Source organism: Halobacteriovorax sp. RZ-2 (genome assembly GCF_043196685.1).
In the GTDB taxonomy this organism is placed as follows: domain Bacteria; phylum Bdellovibrionota; class Bacteriovoracia; order Bacteriovoracales; family Bacteriovoracaceae; genus Halobacteriovorax_A.
This window is the reverse complement of sequence record NZ_JBEBMR010000002.1, coordinates 1,113,895-1,126,300: the sequence shown is the minus strand read 5'-3', so window position 1 is coordinate 1,126,300 and position 12,406 is coordinate 1,113,895. Positions and strand designations below refer to the sequence as shown.

At 38.1% G+C, this 12,406-nt stretch carries 12 protein-coding genes; 9 read left to right on the top strand and 3 right to left on the bottom strand.

Going from position 1 to position 12,406, the window contains the following annotated elements:
• Nucleotides 1-24 precede the first annotated feature (24 nt).
• From sufC to ABMA78_RS11535, 4 genes are read left to right on the top strand one after another with little or no spacing between them, the layout of a single operon-like run.
• Nucleotides 25-783: a Fe-S cluster assembly ATPase SufC gene (sufC, locus tag ABMA78_RS11550; RefSeq protein WP_021267803.1), complete on the top strand. Its 759-nt coding sequence runs from the start codon at nt 25-27 to the stop codon at nt 781-783.
• A gap of 15 nt (nt 784-798) precedes the next feature.
• Nucleotides 799-2,040 carry a Fe-S cluster assembly protein SufD gene (sufD, locus tag ABMA78_RS11545; RefSeq protein WP_392860193.1) on the top strand — a complete coding sequence of 414 codons (1,242 nt, stop codon included), beginning with the start codon at nt 799-801 and terminating at the stop codon, nt 2,038-2,040.
• Nucleotides 2,040-3,260, top strand: a complete 1,221-nt coding sequence (locus ABMA78_RS11540; RefSeq protein WP_392860191.1) for an aminotransferase class V-fold PLP-dependent enzyme — start codon at nt 2,040-2,042, stop codon at nt 3,258-3,260. The genes sufD and ABMA78_RS11540 overlap by 1 nt, the downstream gene beginning before the upstream one ends.
• 27 nt (nt 3,261-3,287) lie before the next feature.
• Nucleotides 3,288-3,851 (top strand): NifU family protein, encoded by a 564-nt coding sequence (locus ABMA78_RS11535; protein WP_392860190.1) that lies wholly within the window; start codon nt 3,288-3,290, stop codon nt 3,849-3,851.
• Nucleotides 3,852-4,061: 210 nt separating this feature from the next.
• On the opposite strand, the gene ABMA78_RS11530 is transcribed toward ABMA78_RS11535, so the two are convergent.
• Both ABMA78_RS11530 and ABMA78_RS11525 read right to left on the bottom strand, forming a co-directional pair.
• A complete protein-coding gene (locus ABMA78_RS11530) occupies nt 4,062-4,700 on the bottom strand; it encodes a hemolysin III family protein (protein ID WP_392860188.1) in 639 nt (212 codons plus the stop codon).
• 96 nt (nt 4,701-4,796) lie between these two features.
• Nucleotides 4,797-5,030, bottom strand: a complete 234-nt coding sequence (locus tag ABMA78_RS11525; RefSeq protein ID WP_392860187.1) for a hypothetical protein — start codon at nt 5,028-5,030, stop codon at nt 4,797-4,799.
• Between the two features lie 197 nt (nt 5,031-5,227).
• On the opposite strand from ABMA78_RS11525, the gene ABMA78_RS11520 reads away from it, so the two are divergent.
• Nucleotides 5,228-5,377: a hypothetical protein gene (locus ABMA78_RS11520; RefSeq protein WP_158246941.1), complete on the top strand. Its 150-nt coding sequence runs from the start codon at nt 5,228-5,230 to the stop codon at nt 5,375-5,377.
• Between the two features lie 3 nt (nt 5,378-5,380).
• Here ABMA78_RS11520 and hemF read toward each other — a convergent pair whose 3' ends face one another.
• The gene (hemF, locus tag ABMA78_RS11515) at nt 5,381-6,280 is read right to left on the bottom strand and encodes an oxygen-dependent coproporphyrinogen oxidase (RefSeq protein WP_392860186.1); all 900 of its coding nucleotides are present in this window, start codon (nt 6,278-6,280) and stop codon (nt 5,381-5,383) included.
• An 82-nt stretch (nt 6,281-6,362) separates the two neighbouring features.
• Between hemF and ABMA78_RS11510 the strand changes: the two genes are divergently transcribed.
• From ABMA78_RS11510 to ABMA78_RS11495, 4 genes are all read left to right on the top strand, one after another.
• Complete coding sequence (locus ABMA78_RS11510; protein WP_392860185.1) at nt 6,363-6,722, top strand: ArsC/Spx/MgsR family protein; 360 nt, start codon at nt 6,363-6,365, stop codon at nt 6,720-6,722.
• Between the two features lie 172 nt (nt 6,723-6,894).
• Nucleotides 6,895-8,238 (top strand): FecR domain-containing protein, encoded by a 1,344-nt coding sequence (locus ABMA78_RS11505; RefSeq protein WP_392860184.1) that lies wholly within the window; start codon nt 6,895-6,897, stop codon nt 8,236-8,238.
• A gap of 135 nt (nt 8,239-8,373) precedes the next feature.
• The gene (locus ABMA78_RS11500) at nt 8,374-9,954 is read left to right on the top strand and encodes a hypothetical protein (RefSeq protein WP_392860183.1); all 1,581 of its coding nucleotides are present in this window, start codon (nt 8,374-8,376) and stop codon (nt 9,952-9,954) included.
• 22 nt (nt 9,955-9,976) lie between these two features.
• Entirely contained in the window at nt 9,977-12,250 is a 2,274-nt protein-coding gene (locus ABMA78_RS11495; protein WP_392860181.1) for a CHASE2 domain-containing protein, read from the top strand.
• Nucleotides 12,251-12,406: the final 156 nt, after the last annotated feature.

Below are 12,406 nucleotides of genomic sequence, written 5' to 3'. Positions count from 1 at the left end.
TTAGATTTATATAAAGGGAAAAAAATGAGCTTACTTACAGTTAAAGATGTTCACGCAAGAGTTGAAGAAAAAGAAATTCTAAAAGGGATTTCTATTGAAGTTAAACCAGGTGAAGTTCACGCAATCATGGGACCTAATGGTTCAGGAAAGAGTACACTATCAAAAGTAATCGCTGGTCACCCATCATTTGAAGTAACAAGCGGATCAATTGATTACAATATCAATGGAAAGCAAACAGACCTTCTAGAGCTTGAGCCAGATGAAAGAGCAAAAAATGGTATCTTCCTAGGCTTTCAATACCCTATTGAAGTTCCAGGTGTATCAAATATTGACTTTCTTCTTGAGTCATTTAACGAAGTATCGAAATCTCAAGGTGCTGCAGAAATGAAGAAAGAAGAATTCAGAGAATTCCTAAAGCCAAAACTAGAGCTATTAGAGATGAGAGAAGAATTCTTAGACCGTCCAGTGAACACAGGTTTTTCTGGTGGAGAAAAGAAGAAGAATGAAATTCTTCAAATGGCCGTTCTTAATCCAAAGATCGCCCTACTAGATGAAACAGACTCAGGTCTTGATATCGACGCTCTTAAAATTGTTGCAAAAGGTGTTAACGCAATTAAGTCTAAGTACAATGGAATCGTTCTTGTAACTCACTACCAAAGACTTCTAGACTATATCGTTCCTGATTATGTTCACGTACTAAGTGGCGGAAAAATTATTAAATCAGGTGGAAAAGAGCTAGCTCTTGAGCTTGAAGAAAAAGGTTACGACTGGTTAACAAAATAAGGACTAGGATTAATAATGAATATCCAAGAATTAACAGACCAATATTTAAATGACCTAGCGGGATACGCAAAGTCAGATTCAAATAAAGAGGCCCTAGGGAATTTTAAGGCCCGCGGACTTCCACATACAAAAATGGAAGACTGGATTTACACTAAGCTTACAGATGTACTACCAGAGAAGTTTGCAGTAACAGCTGAAAAAGCAATGCTTAAGAATGTTAAAGTTGCTGGCAAGTATCAAGTTGTACTTCTTAACGGTCAATATTCAAAAGCTGACTCTTTCTTTCCAGAAGAAGTAACAGTAGAACAAAAAGCACTTATCGCAAATGAAGCAAATTGTGATCAAACAGATATCTTTGCGATGCTCAATGCATCTGCGGTTGAAAATATCATTGAAATCAATGTACCTAAGAATGTAAGCGTTGATGATATTATCTCAATTGTTCACATTTCAGACTTTGATGGAGAATTTGCTCTTCCTCGTATTCACGTAAACGTTGAACAATTCTCTAAGGTGAGCTTTGTTGAGATCTTTACTGGAAGTGATAAGGCATACAATATTAACGCTGTCTCAAATTTCAAAATTGCAGATGGTGCAAATGTAAGTCACGTAAAAGTTCAAACTGATGGTGCTAATGCATTCCACGTAAGTAGTGTAAATGCTGACATTGCAAAAGACGCACACTTTAAGTCATTTACTTTCACAACAGGTGCTAAGAAATCTCGTAACGAGATGAGAGTTCGTCTAAATGGAATCGGAGCAACAGCAAGTGTTGATGGCCTATATGCTCTTAGAGGAGATCAGCACACTGACAACTTCTCACTAATTTCACATATTAAAGAAAGAACTGATAGCTCGCAGCTTTTCAAGGGAGTTCTAGACAATAAGGCCCGTGGTGTTTTCACTGGTAAAGTTCTTGTTTGTCGTGATGCTCAACTTGTAAACTCAGAGCAGTTAAATAAGAACCTACTTCTATCTAAAGGGGCCCACGTCGATACTCGTCCACAACTTGAAGTTTATGCTGACGATGTTAAATGTGCCCACGGTGCAACTGTAGGACAAATGAGTGACGAAGAAGCTTTCTATCTTCAGTCTCGTGGACTTTCAAAAGAGCGCGTGCAAAAGCTACTAATTCACGCATTCTGTTCAGATGCGATTACAAAGATTGAAGATGAGAAAATTGAAAAATTCTTAAGTGATATTCTATTTGAATCATTTGAAAAAAATGCATTTGATGAAATGGAAAAGGAATCTTAATGGCCTTTGAAATTAACGCTATTAGAGCGCAATTTCCACAATTAGAAAGAAGAGTACATGATAAGCCACTTATCTACTTAGATAATGCTGCATCAACTCTTAAGCATATCAATGTGATCAATGCTCTAAATGAGCACTACACACATGATGTTGCCAATATTCACAGAGGTGTTCACTACCTAAGCGAATTTGGAACAATTAAGTATGAAGAAACTCGCGACGCGATACAATCTCTAATTAATGCAAATTCGAGATGTGAGATCATCTTCACAAAAGGAACAACAGACAGCTTAAACTTAGTTGCAAGCTCTTTCGTTCCTCACTACTTGAAAAAGGATGATGTCATCCTAATCTCGACAATGGAGCACCACTCAAATATTGTTCCTTGGCAAATTCAGGCCGAAAAGATTGGTGCAAAAGTAAGAGAGATCCCTATTACGGATGAAGGTGACATCAATGAAGAAGCTTATGTGAAGCTTCTAGAAGAAGGTAATGTAAAACTTGTTTCCATGGCCCATATTTCAAACAGCCTTGGAACAGTTAACAATATCAAAAAATATATTAAGTTAGCACACGACAATGGAGCTTACTTCTGCGTTGATGCTGCCCAATCAATTGCTCATGAGAAAATTGATGTTCAAGACCTAAACTGCGACTTCCTTGCCTTTTCTTCACACAAGATGTTTGGGCCAACAGGAATCGGAGCTCTTTATGGTAAAGAGAAGCTTCTTGAATCAATGCCTCCTTATCAAGGTGGTGGAGATATGATCGATGTTGTCACAATTGAAAAGACAACATATAACGATCTTCCACATAAGTTTGAAGCAGGTACTCCTCATATCGCAGGTGGGATTGGCCTTAAGCCAGCAATTGACTTCATTGTAAATTGTGATCTTGATGTAATTAAAAGCTACGAGAAAGAGCTTCTTGATTATGCTACTAAGCAAATTTTAGAAGTTGAAAAAGTTCGTTTAATTGGAACAGCAAAAGAGAAGGCCTCGGTTTTATCATTCGTTGTTGAAGGTGCTCACCCACACGACCTTGGAACACTCTTAGATCGCCAAGGTGTTGCAATTAGAACTGGCCACCACTGTACACAGCCTTTAATGAAAAGGTTCGAAATCAGTGCGACTGCAAGGGCCTCATTCTCGTTGTATAATACAAAAGAAGAAATAGATAATTTTATCAAAGCACTACATAAGGCCATTAACTTCCTATAAGAAGTTAGGGCAACAAAGGTAAGATATATGAGTGAAGTAACAATCGACATTCAACCAACACCAAATCCAAATGCTTTAAAATTCATTTTAAATCAAAATGTAAAAGCATCTGGTTCTTCAACTTTTAGAACGCCAATGGAATGTGGAGAGGTGAACCTAGGTGTTAACCTTTTTACAATTCGTGGAATTGACCAATTACACTTTTTTGAAAATGTTATTACGGTAACAAAATTCAACTATGAAGACTGGGATGATATTGAGCCAAAGATCCTTGAAACAATCAAGCATGATTTGCCAAATCATAATCCAGAATATGAAGAATTCGATCCAGAAAAAGAGCGTCGTGAAAACCTACCTCAAGAGCTAAAAGATATTGAAGCTGTACTTGATCGTACGGTTAGACAATACCTGCAAGCTGACGGTGGAGATATTCAAACTGTTTCTTATGAGGACAATATTCTTCTTGTTCGCTACCAAGGAGCTTGTGGGACTTGCCCATCATCAACAACGGGAACACTTGAGGCAATCAAGTCAACTCTAAGAGCGGAGTACAATCCAGAGATTGATGTTTACATCGCCCCTGATTGGTAAGCACCCGCGAAATTGTTTGCCCAAAGGCAAACTATTGTTCGCGGTGCTAGGCCCCCAACTTTTGAAATGAAATTTATATTCAACAAGCCTGCATTTTTGCAGGCTTTGTTGTCTCTGGGCCAATGGGAAAGTTAGCGAATCGTACGAGGGCCATTGGTCGCTATGTGCACATGCGAAACCAAAGGTGCATGGCACCCTTTAAAAAATCATCTACCCAACAATCGAATAGATAATCATAAAGTGCAACGTCGCTGCCACACAAACGAATAGATGAAATAACTCATGATAGCCAAACCACTTCGCATACCTACCAGGCTTCTTTAATCCATAAAAGACTGCACCGATTGTATAGAGAATACCACCTGCAATTAGAAGCGAAATATTTGTCATCCCAAGTTTTGGAAGAAGTTCCGATACATAGGGAAGAACCATGTAGCCAGGAATAAGATAGATAATTGCACTTACCTTCTCTGGCAGATTAGGAAAGAAGATCGATTTCAAAATACCAATTGCGGCCACAGTCCAAATACTTATGAGAAATGTTGAACCAGACTCTCCATTTAAAACGAGAAGAGTAATCGGTGTACAAGTTCCTGCAATCATGACGTAAATAGCGCTATGATCAAGTCTGCCCAGAAGGTCACGTACTCTGGGTTCCCAGTGAATTCGATGATAAAAGGCACTAACTCCTAACATCATAAGAAGACCTAGAGAGTACACAATAGTTGAAATATACTGAGTGGAATTGACACTTTTTGCGATTAGAAGGGTGCAGGCACCAAGTGCGACGAAGAACATGACTTGATGAGACCAACCTCTTAGAATGGGCTTTTGCTTGGCTTTTTGCATATAGGAAGCATACCCTCCATAAGCGTTCAATTAAAGCCAAGGCCCAAGCTTTTACATTTATATTACAATGCTACAACACTTGTTGTAGAGCATGTTCTATAAATCAGAAAATTTCATTTTGATTAATTCTTTTTTAACAACACCAAGAAGCTCACGGCACTCACCTTCTTCAAGGCCATATAGTTTATGTGAAGGCTGAAGCTCTTTTGGCTCTTTAAAGTCATTCTTAAAACTTTGTAATCTGTTATTAAGATTATTTCTTAGAGTTCTCATTTGCTTTGGTGAGTACTCTTTCATTTCTTCTAATAATTCTTGTAGTCTCTTAGACATTTTCTACCTCTTACTAATCTTGCAATGCATCCGAATTAGGATTCTGGCACATTACATAAAATCCTAAACTGTGTAAAATTAAAATAAATTGTATTGATCAAATCAAATAAAACTATGACCATTAAGTATTTTCCTATGGACACCGATGGTTTGATATGTCAAACTTATATTTAACAACTCTAACAAAGGGGTAATTTATGATGATTAACAACTGCTACCGTCTACTTTGTGAAATCACGAAACTAGAGAAAAAACTTGAAGAGATTCAAGCAGTGGCCCAGTCCCATGGAGTTGAAATTGATGCCAATGAAATCTTAGAGGACCTTATTAAGGCACAGGCCAGCTAATAGCTAGGCCCAGTCCTTTGGATAGTAATATTCCATCATCTTCTTGTGTTCTGGCTTTGTCGGCTCATAACGATAAGTGAACTTCACCCTCTTTGGAAGTGAAATTAATATTGAATCGGTACGGCCATTAGACTTAAGTCCAAAGTGAGTTCCTCTATCGTGAAGAAGGTTAAACTCAACGTAGCGCCCGCGGCGATGTAGTTGGAAGTCCACATCTTCATCATCAAAGGCCTCATTCATTCTCTTCTCAACTAGTGGGAAGTAAGACTTGATAAAGTTTAAAGAAATCTCTTTAAACATGGCCAGGTCTTTTACTGGATCACCCGAGAAGAAATGATCATAGAAGAAGCCACCTACTCCACGCATTTCATCTGCACGATGCTTATTAACAAAGTACTTATCACAACGATTTTTCCAGTCGTCCCAATATCCATATGGTTCACAGGCATCTTTCCAAACCTTGTGAAAGTACTCAAAGTCTTCTTCATGTGGAAAGTAAGGAGTAAGGTCGGCACCACCACCAAACCAAATTTTTGATCCGGCCTGAATCATGCGAAAATTCGCATGAGTTGTTGGAACTTTTGGGTTTGTCGGGTGAATGATGAGAGAAATTCCTGTTGCCCACATCTGGTTATTATCACCACCAATATTGGCCGCAAATTTTGGATCAACTTCTCCAAATACAAGTGATGTATTAACACCAGCATTCTCAAAGATCTCGCCTTCAAAGGCACGTGTGATCCCACCACCACCAGGGTTTCCGGCGTAATCCTTTCTTTCCCATATATCTTCATTCAAGTTAATTTTTGTATCAATTCTCTTAAGTTCGTCACTAATCTGATTCTGTAAAGTTTTAACATGTTCGGCAAATTCTGATTTGATATTTTCAATATCGTAAGACATGGCTAAAATCCTAGTTAGTTATTTTTTAAAAACCCAATATATCAGAAAAGAACTGATATGATAATTATCAGGAGTAGAATAAATGCTTTATTATCACAATCCAAGATGCTCTAAGAGCCGCCAAGGTCTAGAATATTTAGAACAAAAAGGTATTCAAGAAGGCATTGGCTTTAGAGTTAAGGAATATCTGAAAGATGGCATTGAAGAGAAAGAATTTATCGATCTAGTGAAGTATACGGGGCTAGCACCACTTGAAGGCTTAATTCGTACGAAAGAGGCCCTATTTAAAGATCTAGGGCTTGCAGGAAAAGAGTTATCAAATATTGAGTGGGCCAAGATCGTTCACGAAAACCCAAAGCTTCTAGAACGTCCAATTCTCGTTAACGACGAGAAAAAAGCCGCCATTGGTAGGCCAACAGAGAATTTCGACACAATTCTCTAACTAGCCAAAATTACGTATTGTGGCAGTTCACCCTGCCACAAGTTCTTGTCATATCAGAAAGTTACCCCAACTCAAACTCCCTTTGTTTTTAGTCATTTACACAAGTTTCAGCTTAAGAAATTACTTTGATCTACGATAAGTATAAATGAGATTGATTTTGTGGGGACTCATTATGAAGGTACTAAGACTTATTATTTTATCTGTAGCAATTTTAGCGAATATTTCGGCCTTGAATGCAAACTCAGAAAAGGGTGTCGCAAAGGTTATGAAAGTAAGAGGAAAGGTCTTTTACTCCCAGACAAAGAAAGCATTGTCCAAGGGAGACTGGGTGCCAGAAGGAGCCAAGATCACAACGAAGGCCCGAAGCTTTGTTAAGCTCCTCTTTATCGACAAATCAAATCTAACTCTAGGTGCAAATTCAGAAGTTGAAGTCGAGCAATTCCCGAAAAAGAAAGCAGGAATTATCAATCTAATTAATGGTCAACTTCGCTCTAAAGTTTCTAAGAACTACCTACAAATTGATAAGAAGAAATCAAAGCTCTTTATTAAGACAAAGACTGCGGCCATGGGTGTTCGTGGGACAGACTTCCAAGTAAACTTTAACCCGGCCAATAATAATACGACACTTATTACATTCGAGGGTGCCGTTGCCATGGGTTCTCTTTCTAATTTTAAAAAGAGTCGCTTTCTACAAGACAGGCTTGAAAAGGTTGTTTCATCACCTACTTCAGTTATGGTTCGCCAAGGACAACTTTCAGGGGTTATGCCTAAGGTTGACTCAAAGCCAATGGAGCCAGTTAAAATTAATAAGCAACAGCTAAAGGCCCTTGAAGCAAATGATGGTTCAAAGACATCATCAAATGATGATAAGAATAAATCAGAAAAGAAACAAATGAGTCGAAATATCATTCCTCCTGGAATGGATAGCTCAAAATTTAGTGGAGCAGGAGGAACTGAGATTATGGGACAAATGGCCAAGGCCGACTCTAATCTTAAAGTCCCTACAGCTCAAGCACCAACTCTTACCATTACAACGGCCGCTCCTAAAGGAACAATGCAAGAAGGTGGCTACGTTGACACAAGTAATGCTCTCTACATTCCACCACCGAAGAATGCTCCAGTTGACCCAATGACAAATGAAGTAATTGTACCGGTTCAAATGGGTAGTTTCGATAAGGAAACTGGTGAGTATAAGAATGACTTCTATGTTGTAAATGAAAATGGAGACATGATTCCAAAGGACAAGCCTCAAATTAGTGTAAACCGTATTCCGGCTTCAGGTGGAACAGTACCAGATATAATGCCAGAAGAACCAATGAATATCTTTAATCCTGATGGAGAAGCGCCACTTGGTGATCCATTGCTACCTCCAGTAATTGTTGATGATACAAGACCTGTTGATGACGGAGCTGATATTATGAAGAAAACAATGGATGATCGCGACCAAATGCTTGATCAAACAAATACGACTTCAACTAATCGAGCGCGAGTAAAAGTCATTCTTGATCGCCAATAAATAACCGAGTTTAATATTCAGATATGGCCACAGCTTAAAAGTTCTGTGGCCAAATTTCCCCTATTCAATTGTCCGATTTATCAGTAAAATTATTTATAAATACCTAAATTTTAATAAAAAGTTAAAGGACTGACTTTGAAAAAGATTTTTATCGCACTGGCATTCGCTAGTATCACATCAATGGGACTTGCCCAGAGCATGACTCCTGTTTACCGTGCATTTGAAAACTCGAATTATGAGAAAGTTATCGAGTTATTGAACTCACCAAATTATAAGAATTTTAAAAGCGCCAAATCCCCAGGAATAAGAGATTATCTTCTTGGGATCTCCTACTCTCGTATTCAAGAATATAACAAGGCCATTGATGCTTTTAATTCGGCGATAAAGAAGGGAAATAAAGCAAGTGAGCTTAATTATGAATTGGGCCAGGCCAACTTTGCTATCAACAACCTAGATGATGCTATTGAAAATTTCAAAAAATCTGAAAGAGCAAAGTATAAAGTCGAGCAATCAAATTACTATATAGCCTATATTTATCAGCTTAAGGAAGAACCGAAGAATGCAAAGGTTTATTTTGGAAAGCTCTTAAAAGACAAAAAGACTTCAAAAGAGATGAAGCAGATCTCCTACTTTCAAATTGCTAATATGAATTTAGAGATTGCAAGAGAAACGAATCGCACAAGAGAGATTGTCGAAAAATATATCCTTCCTGATTACTACAAGGCCATTGATATCGACCCAAACAGCTCAACTGCAGATGATATCGATAATCGAATAAAAGAAATAAAAAAGGAATTCTTCTTAGAAGAAAATAAATTAATTAATGGTGATCCCCTACCTAGTGAAAGACTAAGCCTAAGTGTTGAAGAAAAGATCACATATGATAATAACGTTACTCTTTCAGACGATCTCCCAAGCTCGACTGGAACGAATAAGGATTCATTCTTTTCTCAAACTCGTCTCAATATTGAAAAGGCCTTTAATTTTAAGAGAAGATATACGATTACTCCTGCGCTAGAGCTTAAGAATACAATCTATACAGATCGCGTTGATTCGGAAATTTACTCTAATGATAGCTATAATATTACACCTGAGTTGGATATCGACTTTGCTTATCGTATTAACAAGAAGCCTGCTCGCTTATTTACAAACCTAGTTTATGACTATCAGGCCAAGGATGTGAACGCACAAAAAAGTAAGCAGTTTAACTACCGCTCTCAACAGTTTGAATTAGGTAGTGAAATGCCTTTCTTTGAAGCTGGTAATACAACTTTAACTTTTAAGTATCAAACATATTCATACTATACAGAAAGTCTTGATCGATCTTCGATGGTTGTATCTGCTGATCAAATAATCAAAAAGACTTACGGAATCTTTGTTCTACTCTACCAATTTGATAGTAGTGATTATGCAAACTCTCCAAACCTAAACACGACATCTCACCTATTTCGTGTTGATTATATTGTTCCAGGCCTATTTCCAAATACAAGCTTTAATGCAGGTCTTTCGACAAACTTCATAAGTTATGAAGACGCAGCAACAGATGCAACACGTGGGCTTGAAATGACGACATCACTCAATGCAAAGCTTACACGTATTATCAATCGTAACTTTTCATTTGGATTTGAGTATATTTATACAAATAACAGCTCTGACGAAGACACAAGTAATTATACGGCCCATCAAACGGCCATTGATTTCTCTTATTACTATTAAGCGCTAAGAACCATGGATTGCTATGAAAAATATTATCAAATACACAGGACTATTTCTTATCATATTATTTTCATGTGCTAGTGTGTTCTTTTCTCTTTATTCACGAACATACGATAAAAATTTTAGGGACCTCACGGCTTATGCATCATTTTTTGAAAATCGTTTCTATGATTTAAGAATGATGCAAACAATGGACAGAAATACACCAAACCCAAAACTAATTCTGGCCGATATAGATGATGACTCGATCAAGAACTTGGGCTCTTGGCCTATCACTCGCTCCCATTGGGGAACAATGATTAGGAAGTTACGTGGTTATGGTGCAAAGGTCATAGCCTTTGATGTTTTCTTTTCTGAAGCATCCATGACTTGTAATGGAGTTAATCCTGATGATGAATTAATTTCGGCCATTGAGTATTTTCATGAGGTACCAAATAATCGTGTCATCATGCCTTATAACCTTGAAGTTTATGGAACCAATCACTACCCTACTTTACCAGAAGACTTATACCTCTTTGCCCTGAACACAAAAGCAGGTGGGGTTAATTACGATATGGAGCCAACGATCATTTCAAATTCAGTATATCCTATCCAGGGTATTATTGATGCTGAAGCATCTTTAGGCTTTATTGAAGCAAGTGCAGACAACGACGGAGTTATTAGACACTACAAGGCACTGGCCTTTCCATATCGAGAAGTTCATGTTCCTTCATATGGGCTATCATCTTATATGCACTGGATTGGTGAGTTTGATGAAAATGAGGAAGGTGAAAATAAGAATATTTTTAAAACAGAACTAGACCTAAGTACTCAAGGTGGTGTTCCAATCTTAAAATCCAAAAAGGGAGATGTTGAATTAAACCTTAGAGGTGAAACAAAAGTTCGTTGGATCGGTGGCGCCGATGCTTATACTCGCATACCTATCTATCAAATTATTGAAAAAGATCCAAATGATCCTGAGTTTAAGAAATTATTTGAAGGCTCCCTTGTCTTTGTTGGTGCGACAGCTTTTGGAGCACACGACTTAAGAAACACGCCAATTGATTCGATGCTACCAGGAGTTCTCTTTCACATGAACTTCGTTCAAATGCTAATTGACGGCCATTTCTTTAAGGAATTCATTGATTCAGCAAAACTATCTTGGGCACTACTTGTTGGATCGGTCATTCTACTTCTCTTAATGCAATTAAAAGAAAATCCTATTTTTGATCTCTTCACACTTGTTCTCTTAGTTTCAAGTCTTTATTACACTGATACTTACTATTTTATTCCACAGGGTTTTGAAACGAAATTATTCTGGTGCTTCTTTGCCCTAGTCCTCTGCTATTCATGGAATACAATCGTAAACTTCTATATGGCCAATCAAGACAAGGCCTTCCTAAAGAGTGCCTTTGGAAGTTATATCTCCCCAGAGCTTATTGATGAGATGTACGAAGCTGGTTCTGCTCCAACACTTGGTGGTACTTCAGGAATTCGAACAGCTTACTTTACAGATATTCAGGGCTTTTCAAGCTTCTCAGAAAAGTTATCGGCCACACAGCTCGTTGAACTTTTAAATGAGTACCTTACGGCCATGACAGATATCCTTCTTGAAGAAAAAGGAACTCTCGATAAGTATGAGGGTGATGCTATTATCGCCTTCTTTGGGGCACCAATGGAGCTTCCTGACCATGCCCAACGTGCCTGCATGGTTGCACACAAGATGCAGGAGTCACTTTTAGAGCTTCGAAAGAAATGGGTTTCAGAAGGAGATAAGTGGCCTAAGATCGTTCACGATATGAGAATGAGAATTGGGATCAACTCAGGAGACATCGTAACAGGAAATATGGGTTCTGCATCTCGTATGAACTATACAATGATGGGAGACTCTGTAAACCTAGCAGCTCGTCTTGAAGAGTCTGCAAAGCAATATGGAATTTTCACACAAGTGGCCAAGGAAACAGTTGAACTTGCAGGAGATGAATTCTTATGGCGTGAGCTTGATACAATTCGAGTTGTGGGAAAATCAATTCCAGTAACAAGTTATGACCTATTAGGACTAAAGGCGACAGCTCCTGATTACTTAAAAGAGCTTGCAGATAAATTCTCTAAGGCGATTCTTTTATATAAGAATCAGAAATGGGATGAGGCCATTGAGTTATTTAAGCAAACGTTGGAACTTGAATATATGCGCTATCCAGATTTAAAAGGTGTTAAAACAAATCCATCTGAAATCTATATTAAGCGTTGTGAAGATTATAAGGAGCTTCCTCCTCCACCAGAATGGGATGGTGTTTTCACATTAACTAGTAAGTAATATCGATATAAAAAAAGCCTGCATAATGCAGGCTTTCTCTTTATCTCAATTTCGCGGATGGCCTTGAGACAACAGTCAGCTTCGGCTCCTGCCTCTCGCTGACATACCGTACATCATGAACATAAAAGCCGGGCTTGAACCCGGCTTGTTGAATAT